Here is an 18,855-nt window from a genome sequence, read left to right on the forward strand (position 1 = left end):
GCATGAGCTCGATCATCGACGCCCACGTCCATTTGTGGGATCCCGCCAGAGGCGACTACGGTTGGCTCACGCCCGCATTGCCGACGTTGTACCGCCGGATCGACCCGCAGGAACTGCACGAGCAGCTGACTCGGGCCGGCGTGCATGGCGCGGTGCTCGTCCAGGCCGCGCCGACCGAAGCCGAATCGGATTATTTGTTATCGATCGCTGAGCGAACGCCGTGGGTGCGGGGCGTGGTCGGTTGGGTCGACTTCGATGCGCCCGACATCGAGCAACGAATTGCGGCACGGGCCCGGCAAGCGAAGTTTGTCGGCGTGCGTCCGATGCTCCAGGACATCGAGGATGTCGACTGGATTCTCCATCCAAGCCGCGGTCGTGCGCTGAGCGCGCTCGCCTCGCACGGCCTGGTGTTCGATGCGCTGATCAAGCCCGTTCACATGGCTCGCATAGAGCAGATCGCGCGACGGCATCCGGATCTCTCCATCGTGATCGATCACGCGGCGAAGCCCACTATCGGCAACGAGCTGAGCCCGTCGTGGCGTGAATCGTTGCGTGCGCTGGCGTCGCACCCAAACGTCGTTTGCAAACTCTCGGGCTTGTTGACGGAGGTGGCGCCAGGTGTCGAGCCGTCGCAAGTGCTCGACTGTGCCGAAGTCGTCCTGCAACTGTTCGGACCGTCCCGGGTTCTCTGGGGCAGCGACTGGCCGGTGCTCACCTTGGCCTCGAGCTATGACCAGTGGCACGCGCTGACGCAACGAGCGCTGAGCTCGCTCTCTGTGTCAGATCGGAATGCCGTGACAGGTGGCAATGCCGTTCGTATATACCGTATGAAAACACCTCCAGCCGCGCCCGCCATTCTCTTGCACCCCGATGACAACGTGCTCGTCTGCTGTCGCGCCGTGCGCGCCGGCGAGCGCTTCAACATCAGCGAGAGTGAAGTAATCCATGTGCTCCAGGACACAGACCTGGGTCACAAGCTGGCTCGGCGCGGTCTGTCGGAGGGCGACAAGGTCATCAAGTACGGTGCGCCGATCGGCTCGATGAAGGCTGCCGTGCTGGCTGGCGGGTGGATTCATTTGCACAACATGAAGAGCGATTACATCAGCGCGCACACCCGCGCTGCGCGGGTGGATGCGATATGAGCTTTCAAGGTTACCTGCGCAAGGACGGCAGAAAGGGCATTCGCAATGTGGTGGCGGTTGCCTATCTGGTCGAGTGTGCGCATCACGTCGCCCGGCGCATCGTGGATCGCTGCGATGATCCCGATGTGCACCTCATCGGGTTTCCTGGCTGCTATCCCAACGAATACGCGCTGCAGATGATGAAGGCGCTCACGACACATCCCAATGTGGGGGGCGTGTTACTGGTGTCGCTGGGGTGTGAGTCGTTCAATCGCGAGGCGCTGGCTGCGTATGTCGCTGCCAGCGATCGTCCGGTGGAAACGATCGTGATCCAGAAGGCGGGCGGTACGCGCAGCGCCATCGATCGCGGCGTTGCTGCCGTCAAGGCGATGCAGCAGAAGGCAGCGGCGGCGGCCGTTCGAGTGCCGATGGCGCTGAGCGAGCTCGTCGTCGGCACGATCTGCGGCGGCTCGGATGGAACCAGCGGCATCACTGCAAATCCCGCAGTGGGGCGTGCCTTCGATCGCTTGGTGGCCGCCGGTGCGACCTGCATCTTCGAGGAAACCGGCGAGATGATCGGTTGCGAAGCGCCAATGGCGGTTCGCGCCACCACGCCTGAAGTCGGCGAAGCCATCGTAGCCTCGATCGCCAAGGCCGAAACGTATTATCGAGCCATGGGCTTCGGCAGCTTCGCACCGGGCAATGCCGAGGGCGGGCTGAGTTCGCAGGAAGAGAAATCGGCCGGTGCGTATGTGAAGTCCGGCTCCGCGCCCATCGTCGGTGTGATCAAACCGGCCGAGGTGCCCGAAGCGCCAGGATTGTATCTGCTCGACGTGGTGCCCGATGGGCCGCCGAAGTTCGGCTTCCCGAACATCTCCGACAACGCGGAAATCGTCGAGCTGATGGCGTGCGGTGCGCATCTCACACTGTTCACGACCGGCCGCGGCTCAGTGGTTGGTTCGGCGATCGCGCCCGTCATCAAGGTCACCGGCAACCCCGAAACATACCGTCGCATGACCGAAGACATGGATGTGAATGCGGGTCGCATTCTGGAAGGCGAGGGCGATCTGGACGAAGTCGCCGATGAGATCGTCGCACTCGTGAAGGCCGTCGCCGGCGGGCAGTTCACCAAGTCCGAGGACATGGGGCATCGCGAGTTCATTCTCACGTATAAGTCCTTCGAGCCGAGCGGGCCGGGCTGCTTCCCACGCAGCGCCTGATCGCGGAGGGATCGATGTCAGGGCAGCGACTGACCGGAAAGACCGCTCTCATCACTGCCGCCGGCCAGGGCATCGGGCGCGCGATTGCGGAGATGTTTGCGCAGCAGGGCGCGTCGGTCATCGCCACCGACATCAACGAAACTGCTTTGGCGCAGCTGAGCGGGTGCCGGACGCGGCTCCTCGATGTGCGCAGTCCCATCGACATTGCGGCCGTCAGCAAAGAGGTCGGCGCCGTGGATGTGCTGGTCAACTGTGCGGGCATCGTCACGAACGGCAGCATCCTCGAGAGCACCGAGGACGAGTGGGCGGCAGCGTTCGATATCAACGTGACATCGATGTACCGGATGATTCGCGCCACCCTGCCGGGCATGATCGAGCGCGGTGGCGGCAGCATCGTCAACATCTCGTCGGTGGCCAGCTCCATCAAGGGCGTGCCGAACCGCTGCATCTACGGCACGACCAAGGCGGCGATTATCGGATTGACCAAATCGGTCGCGGCTGATTTCATCGCGCGGGGGATTCGCTGTAACGCCATCTGTCCGGGCACCGTCGCGACTCCATCGCTGGAAGCGCGGTTGCGAGCGACGGGCGATTACGAGGCTGCCAGGGCGGCGTTCATTCAGCGGCAACCGATGGGCAGATTGGGTGAGGCCAGCGAGGTTGCGGCGCTGGCCCTGTACCTGGCGTCGGATGAGGCTGCATTTACGACCGGTCAATGTCACATCATCGACGGCGGCTGGACCAACTGAGCACAAGCTATGAAACTAGTTCGATATGGTGAGGCGGGGGCCGAGCGTCCGGGCATTCTGGATCGCGATGGCGGGATCCGCGATCTCAGCGGAGTGATTCGTGACATCGACGGCTCGGTGCTGACGCCGCAGCGGCTGCGCGAGTTGCAAGGGCTGAAGGTCGAGACGCTGCCGCTAGTGCAAGGTACGCCTCGATTCGGGGCGTGCGTCGCGCGGCCCGGCAAGTTCCTTTGCATCGGGCTCAACTATGCCGATCACGCGGCAGAGACCGGCGCTGCGATTCCGAGCGAGCCGATCATCTTCATGAAGGCGACGAGCGCGCTGTCGGGGCCGAACGACGCGGTGATCCAGCCGCGCGGCTCCACCAAGCTGGATTGGGAAGTCGAGCTGGCGTTCGTGATCGGGACCGAGTGTCGCTATGTCGATGAAGCAGCCGGTGCGGCGGCGATCGCGGGCTACTTCGTCTGCAACGACGTGTCCGAGCGCGCGTTTCAGCTGGAGCGCGGCGGGCAATGGGACAAAGGCAAGGGCTGCGACAGCTTTGGCCCGATCGGTCCCTGGCTGGTCACCGCGGATGAAGTGGGCGATGTGAGCAACCTGGCGATGTGGCTGGAGGTCAACGGCCGCCGCTATCAGGACGGCTCGACCCGCACCATGATTTTCAAGCCAGCGTTCCTGGTGAGCTATCTGAGTCAGTTCATGAGCCTGCAGCCCGGCGACATCGTCACGACCGGCACGCCGCCGGGCGTGGGTCTGGGACAGAAGCCGCCGGTGTATCTGAACGTCGGCGATGAGATGCGCCTGGGCATCCAGGGGCTGGGCGAACAGCGCCAGAGGGTGATCGCTTACGGCTGAGGTTAGCGCCGCGCAAGGGCCTGTTCACAGGCCACATGCAGCATCGATTCGGGGGAGTTGATGAATCACAAGTCCGGGACCGCGCTGGCGCCGCTGGTGCTGATCGTGACGCTGTTCTTTCTGTGGGGCGTGGCGAACAATTTGAACGATGTGCTGATGCCCCATCTGCGCAAGGCGTTCTTCCTGAGCGACTTCCAGTCGAGCCTGGTGCAGTCGGCGTTTTATCTGGGCTATTTCTTTCTGGCACTGCCGGCGGGCTGGGTCATCCAGCGGTACGGCTACAAGGTCACGGTGCTGATCGGGTTGATGACCTTCGGTATCGGCGCGCTGATGTTTTATCCGGCCGCCGAGCTGCTGCAGTATGGCTGGTTTCTGACCGCGCTGTTCGTGATCGCGGCCGGGCTGGCCTTTCTGGAAACATCGGCGAATCCGCTCATCACCGTGCTGGGCGATCCGGCGCGCGCCGAGCAGCGATTGAATCTGGCGCAGGCATTCAATCCGCTCGGTGCGATCACCGGCGTTCTGGTCGGTCGCGAGTTCATTCTGTCCGGTGTGGAGCCGACGCAAGCGGAGCTCGCCGCGATGAGCCAGGCGCAGTTGACGGCATTCCAGACCGCCGAGGCGCAATCGGTGCAGACCCCTTATCTGATCGTCGCTGCCGTCGTGCTGTCGTGGGCGGCGCTGGTTGCGATCACGAAGTTTCCTTCACAGGCACAGGCGCCCGCGCCGGGAGATCTCAATCAGCTGTCGATGCGCCACTCCATCGCCGCGCTGGCAAGTCGCGGGCATTTCATATTCGGTGTCGTTGCGCAGTTCTTCTATGTGGGCGCGCAGGTCGGCGTGTGGAGTTTCATGATTCGCTATGCCCAGGCCGAGGTGCCGGGTATGGGCGAGAAGACCGCGGCGAGTTATCTGACCGCGTCGTTGGTGTGCTTCATGATCGGACGCTTCGTCGGCACGGCGCTGATGAGCCGTTTCAGTCCGACGCGGCTGATGGCGAGCTTCGCCGCCATCAACATTTGTCTGACATTGATCGCCGCGTTCGTCGGCGGACCGTCGGGGCTGTATGCGCTGGTGGCCACCAGCCTGTTCATGTCGATCATGTTTCCAACCATTTTTGCGAACTCGTTGCGTGAGCTCGGGCCGCTCACCAAGACGGCCTCGTCGTTCCTGGTGATGGCCATCATCGGTGGGGCCGTGCTCACCGCCGTCATGGGCGTGGTGTCCGACGTGAGCGCCATCAACTACGCGATCCTGGTGCCGACGCTGTGCTTCGTGGTCATCGGGTGGTTCGCCTGGTCGGCCGGGCGGCTGCCTGCACCCGCGTTACAACCGATGCCGGCAACGGCCCACTGACGGATTCGCGGTCGGCTGTTTATAATCTCCAGTCATGGCTGCCCGCGAAGACGAAGAACGCAAGTACAGCGCGCCCGCTCTGGAAAAGGGCCTGGACGTGCTGGAGCTGTTGGCTGCCCGCGGTACGCCGCTCACCATGTCACAAATCGCTACCGAGCTTGGCCGCTCGGTGAGCGAGCTGTTCCGGATGGTGGATGCCCTGGTTCATCGCGGCTACGTCGCTCAGGCCGAGTCCGGCGAGGGATTCGAGCTGACCAACAAGCTGTTTGCGCTCGGCGTGGCTCGTGCGCCGACCAAGAGTCTGCTCGAAGATGCGCTGCCCGAGATGAGAAAGCTCAGCCGCGTGATCGGGCAGGCCTGTCATCTGGCGGTAGTGAGCGAGGAGCAGATGGTCGTGGTGGCTCGCATCGAGGCGCCAGGCAATCAGGGCTTTTCGGTGCGGGTGGGCTATCGCAGGCCGCTGGTCGATTCCACTTCCGGCCTGGTGCTGTATGCGTTCCAGCCGGAAGAGGTCAGGGCGGAGTGGCGCACGCGGCTCGCGGCCTCGGTGTCACAAAAGGCTTGGAAGAGCTTCGAAGAGCGGGCCGCGCTCGCTCGTACTCAGAAGTATGTAAAGGCCGATAGCGACGTGACTCGTCACATCGTCGATCTGTCGGCGCCGGTGATGGCAGCCGATGGCAGCGCCACCGCCGCGCTGACCTGCCCATACATCGAAACGCCGATGGCGATTTCGGTCAAAGACACGATCGCGGCGATTCGTCACGCGGCCGGCGAGATCTCCAGGAAGATCAGCGCCAACTAGGTTGCGCTGAGCGTCCCTTCGCTCAGTCTCAGGGTTTGACTGCGGCCGGCTTTCATCGCGACCGGCAGCGACGAGTTGCCGCTCCGAAGTATCCAGCGGCCGTCTCGAATCGCGGTCAAGCGGCATTCCTGCAACGATCCGGCGCGCCAGTTCAAATCAACTCGCAGTCCGCCGCGTGCTCGCAGACCGGTGACGGAACCTTGGGACCACGCTTTAGGTAGCGCTGGCAACAGCCAGATTTCATCTTCGCCCTGCGGTGACTTGAGGCTCTGTAACAACATCTCGGTCATGCCGCTGGTGCCGCCGAAGTTGCCGTCGATCTGGAACGGCGGGTGCGCGTCGAACAGATTGGGATAAGTGCGCTCCGGTCCAAGTAACAACTTGAGCACGCCGTGCGCGTGTTCGCCGTCGCGCAGGCGCGCCCAGAGATTCAATCGCCAGCCGATGCCCCAGCCCGTAGCGTTGTCGCCGCGAATCTCCAACGTCTTGCGCGCAGCTCGCGCCAGCTTCGGTGTGTAGTCGACGCTGATCTGACCCGACGGGTGCAGTCCGTACAGATGCGACACGTGGCGGTGATGAATGTCCGGCACGTTCGCATCCCAGTCTTCCAGCCATTCCTGCAGCTGACCTTGCGAGCCGATCTGATCGGGCGGCAGGCGCTTGCGAGTTGCTTCCAGGGCCGCGACGAAATCTTTGTCGCGGTTGAGGATGCCCGCGGCCTGGGCGGTGTTTGCAAACAGATCGCGAAGGATCTGGTTGTCCATCGCGGGGCCGGCGGCGATCGAAACCTCGGGCCGGTGATTGTTCTCGGGCGACATGGATGGATTGGTCACCAGCCATTTGCCGTTGGGGTGCTCGACCAGCGTGTCCAGGAAGAATTCGCTGGCGCCTTTCAGGATCGGGTACACCGATTCGAGATAGCGAACATCGCGGCTGTAATCGTAGCGGTCCCACAGGTGCAGACACAGCCAGGCCCCGCCCATGGGCCACATGCCCCACTGGGCCCCGTCGATGGGGCCGGTGGCACGCCACAGGTCGGTGTTGTGATGAGTTACCCAGCCGCGGGCGCCATACATCGTCTTCGCCATCTTCGCGCCGGTAACCGACAGGTCTTTGAGCATTGCGACCAAAGGCTCGACACATTCGCCCAGATCGGTGGGCTCGGCGGGCCAGTAGTTCATCTCGGTGTTGATATTGATGGTGTACTTGCTGCCCCAGGGCGGGTTCGACATGTCATTCCAGATGCCCTGCAGGTTCGCAGGCTGCGAGCCCGGCCGGGAGCTGGCGATCAACAAGTAACGACCGTATTGATAGTAGAGCGCGGCCAGCGCCGGATCGTCGCTGGTCATCGACGTGCGCACTCGCTCGTCGGTGGGGCGATCGGCGGCGGGCGTTCGACCCAGATCGATCTGGACGCGACGGAACAGACGGCGGTGGTCGGTTTGATGCCGGCCGAGCAGTTCGTCGAAGGATCGGCCTGCTGCGCGATCCAGCGCCGCCTTGTTGAGTGCCGCCGGATCGCCGTCGACATGCTGATAGTCGCGATAGCTGGTGGCCATCGCGATCAGTACGATCACACTGTCCGCGCCGCGAACGCTGAGGCTCGATTCATTCGATTGTTTCTTGCCGCCGGCCACAATCAGCCGCGCACGCGCTTCATACGTCAACGCGCCTGCGACGCCCAGCTGTGCTGAGTTGCGACCTTGCATGATCAGGTCGCCATCGGGCAGTGCGCGCAACACCAGATTGGCAGGGGCGGGCACGCTGTCGTCGAACTCGACCGGGCCTGCGGTCTGTGAGCTGCCTTGTTTCAGCTCGTCGCCGGGCGGATCAGCAGGACGCGACGGTCGCGGCCAACGAAAAGTCACATCCATGTCGATGCTGCTTGGTTTGCTCGCGCTCAGCCGAAACACCAGCACGTTATCCGGTGCGCTCGCGAACAGCTCTCGCGTGTGCGTGACGCCATGGCTCGTGAATCGAGTCGTCGAGATCGCGCCATCGAGATCCAGCTCGCGGCGATAGTCGGTTGCGGCTTCGATGCCTGGGAAAACCAGCCGCAGATCGCCGATGCTCTGATAGGACATCTGACGCAATGGCTTCGCCATGACTTTGGCGTCCACCAGCTCGGTCGCCTTCTCGTACTCGCCGGCGAAGATCAGCTTGCGCACTTCGGGCAATGCCGCGCGCGCCTCGGGGTTCGCTGGATCGTAAGGGCCGCCGCCCCACAGCGTGTCTTCGTTCAGTTGCAGGCGTTCCTGGCTGGTGCCGCCGAAGACCATCGCCCCAAGGCGTCCATTGCCCACGGGCAATGCTTCGACCCACTCCTTCGCGGTCCCGGTGTACCAGAGCCGGTGATCGATCTTGGACGGCGGCGTGGGGCCGCTGGCGGAGCGAGCGAGACCCGAGGTCAAGAACGTGGTCGCGGCTGCGGCTTGCAGCACCGTGCGTCGGCTAAGTTTCGTCATCGGTCGGTCGCGGTCTTTGACATGCACTGACGCCCCCACTCGAAAGCAGACCACACCGGATCAATATATGCAATTTGTTTTACAAATGAAAAATGACCGATTTCAGCCGATCGCTCGGCGCAGGACGCCGTAGACCTTGTCGACCTCCATCTGCGCGACGTTGAATCTCATAAAACCGGTGGCTGCGCCGCTGACACTGAAAGCATTACCGGGTGCGAGCACGACATTCTCGGCAAGCGCGCGGCGGGCGACTTCCGCTGCGTCACAGCCCTCGGGCAGCCGGCACCAAAGAAACATTCCGCCGGCGGGCTCGATGAGCGGGGCGATGCCAAGCTTGGCGAGCTTCGTCTTCACGCTCTGGCGCTGCTGCGCGAGTCGCACGCGAATGCGCTCCACGTGGCGTCGATAGGAGCCGTCCATCAGCATCGACGTCACGAGCTCTGCGTTGAGCGGGCTCGACGCCATCCCCGTCGCCATGCGCAGATCGGCGAGGCCGCGTATCCAATCGGAGCGGCACGCGATGTAGCCGCAGCGCATGGACGCGGACAGAGTCTTCGAGAAACTGCTGACGCGCACGACTCGATCCAAGCCATCGAACGCGGCGAGCCGCGGCGAGGGTTGTTCCTCGAAATCGCTGTAGATGTCGTCTTCGACGATGACGAGTCCGTACGGCTCGGAGAGTTTCAGCAAGCGATGCGCGACCGGAGCCGTCAAGCTCGCGCCAGTCGGGTTCTGCAGCCCCGAGTTGGTGAGATAAATGCGCGGTCGGTGGGCTTCCAGCAGCGATGCGAACACCGATAGATCAGGTCCGTTGTCCGTGAAGGGCACGCCAACGATCTGTGCCCGGTGCGCGCGGAGCAATGCTTTGAAATTGAAATAACAAGGGTCATCGACCAGCACCGTATCGCCAGGCTCCAGCAGGAACCGGCACAGCAGATCGATGGCTTGACTGCACGAGTCGGTGATCATGACCTGATCGGGCATGGCTTCGACGCCCTGTTCCAGGAGCCGCCGCGCGATGAGCCCTCGCAGAGTATCGGCGCCTTGCGCCGGGCCGTACTCGAAGAGCGTCGGGCCCGAGCCGTCGCGGGCAGCGGAACGCAATGCCTTGCGCATCATCTCGTGCGGCATCCAGCTATCCGGCAACCAGCCGCAGCCGGGGCGCAGACTTTCTTCGCCGGAACGCAGCGACTGGCGCATCATCCACAGCGGATCGACGGTCGGGTCGGTGTCCGGGCTCAGCTCGGCCAGATTCAGCGGCGCGAGCGGGGCCGCGACATAGAAGCCAGAGCCGAGGCGCGGCTGCACGATGCCTTCGGCCGCCAGCCGGCCATAAGCCTCGACCACCGTGGACTTCGAAACTCCCATGGATTCGGCCATGGCGCGCACCGAAGGGATGCGGGCGCCGGGCGTGTATTGGCGGCGATCGATGCGCGTCTGGATCAGGCGCATGACCTGGCCGACCAGGGTGGGCTCCAAGTGTTCGGCTGATTCGACCATGACAGTTCTCTTATATCGTACTGGACTGTCCTTGGCCATCGTCCGGCGAGTTGGCCAAGATGCCGCGCATGAAGAATCGCGACCATGGATTGATGTTGGGACTGATCGGAGTGGTGATTTTCAGCGGCTCGCTGCCAGCGACGCGCGCGGCGGTCACGGGATTCGAGCCGGTGTTTCTGACCGCCGCGCGAGCTTTGCTTGCGACGGTTGGCGCAGTCATCGCGCTTGCACTGTTCTCTAGCGAGCGGCCGCTGCGCTCCGAGTTGGCTTCGTTATTCGTGGTCGCGGCGGCGGTCGTCGTTGGATACCCGCTGCTGAGCGGTATCGCGATGACCGAGATCACATCCGCGCGAGGCTTGTTGTTTACCGGGCTGCTGCCGCTGTCCACGGCGAGTTGGGCGATGGTGCGAGGAGGAGAGCGTCCGCATCCTGCATTCTGGTTGTTTGCTATTGCGGGCTCCGGCCTGCTCGCGGCTTACGCCTTGTTGAATGGCGGCGCCGAGGGTGTGCTCACTGCGGATAGTTTGATGTTGGTCGCGATCGTTGTGTGCGGACTCGGTTATGCAGAAGGCGCGGTGCTCTCTCGCCGACTGGGCGGCTGGCAGGTTATCTGTTGGGCGCTCGTCATCGCTGCGCCGATCATGCTCGCGGTCGCTGTCTTTACCTGGCCCGCCGGCTGGCCCAGCGTCGATTCCAGCGCGTGGCTCGGACTTGCCTACATCGCGCTGTTCTCGATGCTGATCGGCTTCTTTTTCTGGTATCGCGCCTTGGCGATCGGCGGATCGTCGCGCGTCGGGCAACTTCAGTTGTTACAGCCGCTGATCGGCATGGGACTGTCGGCCGTGCTGTTGCAGGAACGAGTGGCATGGCCGTTGGTTGCAACAGCTGTTGGTGTGCTCGGCTGCGTGGCTGGGGCGCGGCGCGCGGCGTGAGTGATTTGCCCTGGACCATGGTCTCATTGTCCGAAGTGAGGCAGGCCCCATTCTTTTGAGGTGCTCAGACCAACGCTAAGCGGCTCCTCGCTCGCGCTTCTGTTCTGGTTCCAGTCACTCACGCCCACATTGATCCCGCGATCGTGGCACAAGCAGGTCGTGATCGGCGCGATCTGTCTTGCCATCGGCTACGGCATCGGTGCGCTGGCGGGTCGTTGCGTGCATTGGCTCATCGAGAGCTCGGCGCGCTCATCCGGCGATGTGATTCGTCGGTACAGCTGGATCATCCTGAGCTCCGCTTGGCTGGTGGGCATCGTCCTCGGCGCGGGGCAGTGGCTCGGCTGGCAAAACCAGCAACGTCACTTCATGGGAATGCCAACCATCGTCTGGTGGCACGCGTTGCTCATGGGCGCGCTTTCCCCGTTTGCGGGCGTGCTGTTGGTGCTCGTCGGGCGATCAATTGCCAATGGAGTTGCTGCGGGCGGACGATTCATCCGCCGCCGCGTACCAGTCGTTGTGTCCGTTTCGGCGGCGGCGCTGCTCATCGTCGCGCTGGGCATCTTGCTGGTTCGCGGAGCGCCGCTTCGCGCACTAGCGACCGCGATTCACTCACCGGTGAACGAGAGAACAACGGAGGGCATCGAGGCTCCCGAGTCACCTTCGGTGTCTGGCAGCAAGAAATCCTTCGTCGCATGGGACACCCTCGGACGCATGGGCCGCGACTTCGTGGCGACGGCAACAACTGAGCAGCAGCTTCACCAATTTCACGGTGTCGACGCACAGATCGCCGATCCGGTGAGGGTCTACGTCGGCGTGCGCACGAGGGACTCCGCGGCTGCCAGGGCAGAGCTGGCGGTCCGCGAGCTCGAGCGCGCGGGCGGCTTCGATCGAAAAGTGCTCGTCGTGTGGGTTCCCACCGGAACGGGATGGATGGTTCCAAATGCCACGGCCGCACTCGAGTTTCTGCACCGTGGCGATACGGCGATCGTGGCTGTCCAATATTCCTTTCTGCCGAGCCTGTTCGCGGTCTTCGTGGATGCCGGGTTGGCAAACGAGGCGGGCATCGCGCTGTTCACCGCCGTGCGCGCGCGGTGGTTGGAGCTGCCGCGGAAGCGTCGACCGAAGCTCATCCTGTTCGGCAAGAGTCTTGGCGCTGCGGGGGTGGAAGCGCCGTTCGTGGGACAGGCTGCAGCGTCGTCGGTGGCCAACATGGTTGCGGGAACCGACGGCGTCCTCATGGCCGGCGCCCAGCAAAACAACCCCATCCGTTCGCAGCTCGCTCGCGAGCGGGATCCTGGATCACCCCTGTGGCAGCCGGTGTTCGATGGCGGCCGCTCCGTTCGGTTCTTGAATCGAGATCCGCAGCAACCTGCGGTGGACGCGGAGTGGGCTGCGCCGCGGGTCGTTTACCTCCAGCACACGGCCGATCCCGTTGTCCTCTGGAGCGTCCACGCGCTGTGGTGGCCGCCGCCCTGGATGGCCGAGCCCCGAGGCTTCGAAGTGCCGGACGCCACTCGTTGGTTCCCGATCGTCTCTGTGGTGCAGGCCGTCGGCGACATGCTCGATCAACTCGGCCCTCCAGCCGGATTCGGACACGACTACTCGACGGAGTACGTCCGGGGCTGGGCGGCTGTCGTCCCTCCCGAAGGCTGGACACCCACCGATACCGAACGGTTGGAGAAATTCATCGACGACCTGCTGGGTGAGGAATCAGAGCCGTGACCGAGTCAATGGTCGATCAGCTCGGAAGCCGCGTGACTTCGGCAACTTCTGTTTGCGGCGTCGGAGCCCGCGCCGGAATCCAGCGCACCAAGGCCGCGCGCAACGTCGCGCGACTGAATGGTTTGCCGAGATAATCGTCCATGCCCGCGACCAGGCATGCTTCGCGAGCGGCATTGGTGGTATCCGCTGTGAGAGCGATCACCGGCACGCGCGGACCGTCACCTTCGCGACGGCGTAACTCGGTGGTCGCGGCATAGCCATCCATGACAGGCATGCGGCAATCCATGAGCACAACGTCGTAGTGAGCGCGCGCCAGCATCTCGAGCGCATGACTGCCATCGTGCGCGGTATCGACTTCCAGTCCGAGCGCTTTGAGCATGCCTTCGGCGACATCTCGATTGAGCGATTGATCTTCGACCACGAGCACGCGCGCGCCAGCTGCCAGCATCAATCGCGGCGCGGGCGGTGTGATCGTGATCGACGCATCGTGAGCCGTGTCGCCAGTGAGTGTTCGAAGTAGGTGCGAGAGACGCACGGGCTTCGTGATCTCACCATCGAAGCAGTGTTGGTCCGCGCCTTCGCTCTGAGCAAGATTGACGAAGCTCGCAAGGCGGATGACGCGCGGACGAACTGAGCGCTCCGCCACCACAGACTGCAGCTCATTCGCGATCGCGCAATCGAGCAGCGAGTGATCGATGATCACAGCGTTGTAAGCAGTGGCGCGCAGCTCTCGAAGCACTTCCGCCATGCTGCCCACATCCACCGGATGGGCGCCCCATTGATCGAGGGCGTGCGTGATGACACGGCGGACCGCGGCGTTGTCGTCGGCGACAAGAATGCGCAGGCCGAGCAGGTCGGCAGGCAAGACGCGCGGATGAGCTGTCGGGTCCGCGAGCTGTAATGACAATTTGACGCTGAAGGTCGAGCCCACACCCGGCGAGCTCACGAGCGACAGCTGCCCACCCATCAGTTCGACGAGTTGCCGCGCGATGGCGAGACCCAGGCCCGTGCCGCCGTAACGGCGCGTAGTCGACGCGTCCTCTTGCACGAACTCTTCGAAGATGCGCGATTGATTCACGGGTTCGATGCCGATGCCCGTGTCAGCGACTTCGAGCCGTACGCGGAGCTGGTCGCCTTCGATCACAGGCGGCGCCACGCGCAATGTCACTTCGCCTTGTTCGGTGAACTTCACGGCGTTGCCGCCGAGATTGACAAGCACCTGTCGAAGGCGAACGACGTCCGCGCGAACGCGAGGCACCGGGCGAGCGGGGGAGTCACAGAGCAGCTCGATGTTTTTCCCCGACGCGCGTGCCGCGAGCATCTCCGCGGTTTGCTCGACCAGTTCGACGAGATCGCATTCCACGGGCGCAAGCTGCAGGCGTCCGGCTTCGAGCTTCGAGAAGTCGAGCACATCGTCCACGATCGCGAGCAGCGAGTCGGCGGAGCGGTGAATGCCGTCGGCGAAGCGTCGCTGAACCGCGTCGAGGTGCGTGTCGAGCAGCAGCTCGCTCATGCCGAGGACGCCATTCATGGGCGTGCGCAGCTCGTGATTCATGCGCGCGACGAAATCGCTCTTCGCGCGACTCATCTCTTGCAACTGATGATTGCGCTCCTCGAGCTCGTGCGTGCGGATGCTCACCATCTGTTCCAGCTCGCGGCTGTAGTTGAGCTCGCGCTGGCGCTTCTTCCGATGCTGCCACCAAAAGTAACCAAAGATCAGAAGAGCGACCGCTACGTAGCTCAGTCGCGCCGCCAGTGTGTTCCAGGGCGCTGCAGCGACGTGAACCGGAATCGTCAGGTCTTCTCTGTTCCAGATACCGTCTGCGTTGGTCGCACGGACGCGAAACAAGTAGTCGCCCGCATCCAGGTTGGTGTAGGTCGCACGGTGCAAGCGCCCGGCTTCGACCCAATTCGGATCGAAGCCCTCGAGCCGATACATGTAACGATTGTTCGTGGGGGAAACGAAATCCAAGGCCGCGAACTCGAATGTCACCAGCTTGTCATCGTATTTGAGCGCGAGCGGGCGGTCTGCCGCGGGCAGCTTTGCAAAAGGGAGATGTTCATTGAGAACTGCGACTGCTGTGAGTGCAAGCCGCGGCGGCGGTGCGGTCGGTGACGACGCGTCGGGGTGGAAGGCGTTGAAGCCCCCGTTGCCGCCGAAATACAGCGTGCCATCCCGGCCACGATAGTGCGCGTTGAAGTTGAACTCGTCGGCCTGTAAGCCGTGCGGTTCGCGCAGCAGTCGGCTCGCGCCGGTCCGGGGATCCAGGCGCACGAGGCCATTGTTGGTGCTGAGCCATAAGCCGCCTAGATGGTCCGACTCGATGCCGTACACCACCTGGCTCGGCATGTTCGCCAGGCGCGTGTCGCTTTTGAAACGGATGGCGTCTGGTTGCTCGGAACTGCCAATGACTTGATCGAGGCCGCCGCCTGCGGTGCCCACCCACACGGCGCCGCTGGGATCCACGTGCAGCGCGTAGATCGTGTCATCGCTCAGACTGCTCGGATCTCGGTCGTTGCGGCGGAATGTATGGAAGCGGCCGGTACCGCGGTCGAGCAGGTTCAGACCGCCCCCAATCGTGCCGATCCAGAGATTGCCCTGGCGGTCCTCGACAATCGCGCTCGCGCGCGGACTGCTGAGCGCGTTGTCGCCGGTGCTGTGCGGATAGCGGGTGAGTTGCCCGGTGGTTCGGTCGACGCGCGCGATACCGCCGCCGAAGGATCCGATCCAGATAGCGCCATCGCGATCTTCATACAAACACATGACGCCGTCGGCGGGCAGCGTCGTGGGATCGTCGGCGTCGTTGCGATAGAAACGAAGCGCGCGGCGCTGCGGATCCAAGCGCGCGAGGCCGCCTGTCATCGTGCCGATCCAGAGCGCGCCATCGCGATCGTAGAGCAACGCAGTCACGCCGTTGTCCGCGAGTCGCAGCGGTCCTTCAGACTCGCGCGTGAAGCGACGTTCGCGCCGCTCCCGCGTGTTGATTTCGACGAGCCCGTCCAATGTTCCGACCCAGACCGTGTCTTCGCCATCGTCAGCGAACGTGACCACGCCGGTGTTGGCGAACAGCGGGCTGCGATAGTGGCCGAGCGCCCAGCTCTGCGGGCTCCAGTGACTCGCGCCGCCCGCTCGCGTTCCGACCCAAAGCACGCCACTGCGATCTTGGTAGAGCGACATCACGTCGTCATCGCGCAGGCTGTGGAAGTTGTCCGCGTCGCGGCCGTAACGCACGAAGCTTTCGGTAGTGCGGTTGAACAGGTTCAGGCCGTCGGAGGTCGCAATCCAGAGCCGCCGCGCATCGTCTTCCATGATGGCGCGCACTCGATTGTTGCTGAGTGAGCGCGGATTCTTGTCGTCGTTTCGAAACGACTTCACTTGTTTGGTGTGCGGATCGAGGCGATACAAACCGTTATCAAGGGTGCCAATCCATAGCGCGCCCGTGTGATCCTCCAGGATTGCGCGCACCTTGACACCATCGAGTGCGCCAGCCTCGGCGATCGCGTTATTGAAGTCATCGCTGGAGGGCTCGTAACGACTCAGGCCCTTGTCTGTGCCCACCCACAGCCGGCCCGCGCGATCCGTGTAGAGCGCGAACACGGCATCGGCCGAGAGCGAGCGAGAGTTGCCCTCGATATGGAGATAGTGGCGCACGCGACCGGTTTGCGGATCGAGGACGTCCAGACCGTGACGTTCGGTGCCGGCCCAGACTCGACCCTCGGCGTCGATCAGGAGTGTGCGCAGCGCGTCGCTCGCCAGGGAATGAGGATTCTCGGGATCGTGTCGGAATTGCTGGAAGTGATCGTTACGCCGATCCCAGCGGGCGAGGCCGCCGCCGACGGTTGCCAGCCACAGATCGCCGCGCGCGTCCTCGGCAACTTTCCAAACGTAATCGCTCGCCAGTCCGTTCTTATTGCCTCGCTCGCGGCGGTATTCGCGAATCGAGTAGCCGTCATAACGATCCAGACCGCTCTCGGTCGCCAGCCACAGAAATCCTTGCGAGTCTTGCAGGATGCTCATCACCGTGCTTTGCGACAGGCCGTCGCGCATGGTGAGGTGCTCGAAGTACATGGGGCGCACTTCGGGCACCGGAGTCGTCGCCTGCGCGGTCCACGCCGCGCAGGCGAGCAGAGCAAGTCCCCATTGGTGACGCACGATAAGCTGCTGCGAGTTTTGCCTGCTATTCCTGAGGCGCGGGGTCGATGCTGGAGCTGCTGGACGCGGACGGGCTACCCGAGGTATCGGTGTTGCTCCAGATATAGCCGTTGCTCCACACGTAGCCGTTGCTCCAGGTAAAGCCGTTGCTCCAGATGTAGCCGCCGCTCCAGGTCACGTCGTCGTGGGTCGGCGGGCTGCCATCCCACAACAGACCATCGAGCGCCGTGGCGAGGCCGACGAGCAGTTGACCGAGCAGCGGCAGGCTGCCGAGCGGGCTCAACAAGGTCGTCAGCAACCCCACCGGCTCCTCGACTTCCATGATGTAGAAGTTGCCGTCGGCATCCTGGTTGGCGCGTCCGCCGTAGTGTTGGATGCCGGCGAGATCGGCTGCGACATTCAAACCCTGGTTGGCGCAGTTCGTCTTCGTGCTATAGAGCGCGTCCTGCGCATTCACGAGGCCCGCGCCTTGCTGGAACACGGAGTAGGCGAGATGTCCGTCGGATCTCACCGCGGGACGCGCGCCATCCATGAGGCGGCACTTCACGGTATTCGGCGACATTGAAGGGTTCCGCTCCAGCATCAGCGCGACTACGCCGCTCGTGACTGCTGCGGCCTGCGACGTTCCCGACATGGTCATGTCCGGGTAACGCGTGTCCACCCACTGCGGGAACATCTGCGCGAGTGTGCCGTCGTCGGGTGCATACGCGCGAATGTGACCGCCCATGGCCACGACTTCCGGCTTCACGAAGCCCTCGTAGGTCGGGCCTGCGGACGAAAACGTCGCGAGCTTGTACTTGGCCGGCTCGTACGGATGATAAGCATCGGTGACGGCGCCAACGGAAATGACATACGGATTGTTGGCCGGAACGCCGATGGTCATCGGCGCCGGCCCGGCGTTGCCTGCGGCCACGACCACGACGATGCCAGAGCCCCACGCAGCCATCACGGCTTGGTTGAGCGGATCATCCCAATAGTGAGACTGAACCGGCGCGCTCAACGACAGGTTGAGCACACGGATGCCATACGCGAGCCGGTGGTTCACGGCCCACTGGATGCCGGAGATGACATCGAAGTAGCGGCCCATGCCGTTGTTGTCGAGGACGCGTACCGACACCAGGTTCACACCTGGCGCGACGCCTTGATATTTGCCTGTCGAGGCGATGCCGCTGCTGGCGATGATCGATGAGATGTGCGTGCCGTGACCGTTGAGATCGTCGATGTCGCGGCTGTACTTGTCCAGGGACAGCGGCGGATAGGCGTTCGGATCCTGGCGCGCGAGGAGCACGTCGTACTGCGCGAGCACGCGCGGATTGCGACCGGACGAGGAGACTTGCAGTGGACCTTTCTCTTGCCACACGCCCGTGTCGAGCACGGCGACCGTGACACCACGGCCCGTGATGCCGCCCGTGTGCAGCGGGCTCGCCCCGACCTGCGTTGGATAATACGTTTCAGGCAGCGCTGAAGTGGTGCTGCTCGAGGTGACCGAAGCATCATCGTACACGCGCAAGCCGTCGACAGGTTTGCTCCACAGTGAGGCGAGCTCGCGATCATCCAGCTCCGCGCCAACTGCGCGAATGATGCCGAGATCGCCCGTAATTACGCCGCCCGCGCGCAGCACTGCGCTTCGCGCGATCTCTGCACTGGACGCCTGCACGATGTAACTCTGGCGAACGCCAACAGGAGCTTTCTGTTCCTGAGGTGCGGTCGCGACGCGTACCACGGGAGCCGGTTGTGAGACGGAGGGTGTCTCGGATGTCCGAGGTGGGGCGGGCGTCGGTGTTGCCGATGTTTCTTCCCGCGGCGCCAATACAAACAAAGTCAGAGCAGCACCGAGCGCGCCGGCTCCCAGCAGCCAGCGTTTGCGCCGAACGAATTTCCCCATCGCGTCCTCCGTTTCTTCAGTCGGTAGTGAGTTACGCGCCGGTCGTGTTTCTACCGAACGCGATCCACTACAACAAGCGAGACTTACTACAATCT

At 63.5% G+C, this 18,855-nt stretch carries 12 protein-coding genes; 8 read left to right on the forward strand and 4 right to left on the reverse strand.

All coding sequences use genetic code 11. From position 1 onward, the window contains the following. Positions 1 to 2: 2 nt before the first annotated feature. Genes EK373_RS19065 through EK373_RS19090 form a run of 6 tightly spaced genes read left to right on the forward strand, consistent with a single transcriptional unit; the run spans position 3 to position 6,103 of the window. On the forward strand, positions 3 to 1,142 hold the full coding sequence (locus EK373_RS19065; RefSeq protein WP_129645294.1) for an amidohydrolase family protein: 1,140 nt from the start codon (positions 3 to 5) through the stop codon (positions 1,140 to 1,142). Then, positions 1,139 to 2,341 carry a UxaA family hydrolase gene (locus tag EK373_RS19070; RefSeq protein WP_129645295.1) on the forward strand — a complete coding sequence of 401 codons (1,203 nt, stop codon included), beginning with the start codon at positions 1,139 to 1,141 and terminating at the stop codon, positions 2,339 to 2,341. Before EK373_RS19065 ends, EK373_RS19070 begins: the two co-directional genes overlap by 4 nt. Positions 2,342 to 2,355: 14 nt before the next feature. After that, positions 2,356 to 3,090, forward strand: coding sequence for an SDR family oxidoreductase (locus EK373_RS19075; protein WP_129645296.1), 735 nt, complete (start codon positions 2,356 to 2,358; stop codon positions 3,088 to 3,090). A 9-nt stretch (positions 3,091 to 3,099) separates the two neighbouring features. After that, entirely contained in the window at positions 3,100 to 3,945 is an 846-nt protein-coding gene (locus EK373_RS19080; protein ID WP_129645297.1) for a fumarylacetoacetate hydrolase family protein, read from the forward strand. Positions 3,946 to 4,005: 60 nt separating this feature from the next. Then, positions 4,006 to 5,301 (forward strand): L-fucose:H+ symporter permease, encoded by a 1,296-nt coding sequence (gene fucP / locus EK373_RS19085; RefSeq protein WP_129645298.1) that lies wholly within the window; start codon positions 4,006 to 4,008, stop codon positions 5,299 to 5,301. A 34-nt stretch (positions 5,302 to 5,335) separates the two neighbouring features. Further along, positions 5,336 to 6,103 carry an IclR family transcriptional regulator gene (locus EK373_RS19090; protein WP_129645299.1) on the forward strand — a complete coding sequence of 256 codons (768 nt, stop codon included), beginning with the start codon at positions 5,336 to 5,338 and terminating at the stop codon, positions 6,101 to 6,103. On the opposite strand, the gene EK373_RS19095 is transcribed toward EK373_RS19090, so the two are convergent. After that, positions 6,100 to 8,568 carry a glycoside hydrolase family 95 protein gene (locus tag EK373_RS19095; RefSeq protein WP_129645300.1) on the reverse strand — a complete coding sequence of 823 codons (2,469 nt, stop codon included), beginning with the start codon at positions 8,566 to 8,568 and terminating at the stop codon, positions 6,100 to 6,102. The genes EK373_RS19090 and EK373_RS19095 overlap by 4 nt on opposite strands. A gap of 102 nt (positions 8,569 to 8,670) precedes the next feature. Beyond that, on the reverse strand, positions 8,671 to 10,068 hold the full coding sequence (locus EK373_RS19100; protein WP_129645301.1) for an aminotransferase-like domain-containing protein: 1,398 nt from the start codon (positions 10,066 to 10,068) through the stop codon (positions 8,671 to 8,673). A 68-nt stretch (positions 10,069 to 10,136) separates the two neighbouring features. On the opposite strand from EK373_RS19100, the gene EK373_RS19105 reads away from it, so the two are divergent. Together EK373_RS19105 and EK373_RS19110 are read left to right on the forward strand one after the other, a co-directional pair. Continuing rightward, positions 10,137 to 11,000, forward strand: a complete 864-nt coding sequence (locus EK373_RS19105) for a DMT family transporter (RefSeq protein WP_129645302.1) — start codon at positions 10,137 to 10,139, stop codon at positions 10,998 to 11,000. A gap of 60 nt (positions 11,001 to 11,060) precedes the next feature. After that, positions 11,061 to 12,722, forward strand: a complete 1,662-nt coding sequence (locus EK373_RS19110; protein WP_129645303.1) for an alpha/beta-hydrolase family protein — start codon at positions 11,061 to 11,063, stop codon at positions 12,720 to 12,722. A 16-nt stretch (positions 12,723 to 12,738) separates the two neighbouring features. On the opposite strand, the gene EK373_RS19115 is transcribed toward EK373_RS19110, so the two are convergent. Together EK373_RS19115 and EK373_RS19120 are read right to left on the reverse strand one after the other, a co-directional pair. Beyond that, the gene (locus EK373_RS19115) at positions 12,739 to 16,875 is read right to left on the reverse strand and encodes a hybrid sensor histidine kinase/response regulator (RefSeq protein WP_129645304.1); all 4,137 of its coding nucleotides are present in this window, start codon (positions 16,873 to 16,875) and stop codon (positions 12,739 to 12,741) included. A 25-nt stretch (positions 16,876 to 16,900) separates the two neighbouring features. Beyond that, positions 16,901 to 18,760, reverse strand: coding sequence for a S8 family peptidase (locus tag EK373_RS19120; protein ID WP_129645305.1), 1,860 nt, complete (start codon positions 18,758 to 18,760; stop codon positions 16,901 to 16,903). Positions 18,761 to 18,855: the final 95 nt, after the last annotated feature.

Source organism: Peristeroidobacter agariperforans (assembly GCF_004138335.1).
Classification (GTDB): Bacteria; Pseudomonadota; Gammaproteobacteria; order Steroidobacterales; family Steroidobacteraceae; genus Steroidobacter; species Steroidobacter agariperforans.

Bases quoted from the DNA above. Each gene is read 5' to 3' on its own strand.
- EK373_RS19105 (WP_129645302.1), top strand. From the start codon at position 10,137: ATGAAGAATCGCGACCATGGATTGATGTTGGGACTGATCGGAGTGGTG.
- EK373_RS19100 (WP_129645301.1), bottom strand. From the start codon at position 10,068: ATGGTCGAATCAGCCGAACACTTGGAGCCCACCCTGGTCGGCCAGGTC.
- EK373_RS19065 (WP_129645294.1), top strand. From the start codon at position 3: ATGAGCTCGATCATCGACGCCCACGTCCATTTGTGGGATCCCGCCAGA.
- fucP (WP_129645298.1), top strand. From the start codon at position 4,006: ATGAATCACAAGTCCGGGACCGCGCTGGCGCCGCTGGTGCTGATCGTG.
- EK373_RS19095 (WP_129645300.1), bottom strand. From the start codon at position 8,568: ATGACGAAACTTAGCCGACGCACGGTGCTGCAAGCCGCAGCCGCGACC.
- EK373_RS19070 (WP_129645295.1), top strand. From the start codon at position 1,139: ATGAGCTTTCAAGGTTACCTGCGCAAGGACGGCAGAAAGGGCATTCGC.
- EK373_RS19080 (WP_129645297.1), top strand. From the start codon at position 3,100: ATGAAACTAGTTCGATATGGTGAGGCGGGGGCCGAGCGTCCGGGCATT.
- EK373_RS19120 (WP_129645305.1), bottom strand. From the start codon at position 18,760: ATGGGGAAATTCGTTCGGCGCAAACGCTGGCTGCTGGGAGCCGGCGCG.
- EK373_RS19090 (WP_129645299.1), top strand. From the start codon at position 5,336: ATGGCTGCCCGCGAAGACGAAGAACGCAAGTACAGCGCGCCCGCTCTG.
- EK373_RS19075 (WP_129645296.1), top strand. From the start codon at position 2,356: ATGTCAGGGCAGCGACTGACCGGAAAGACCGCTCTCATCACTGCCGCC.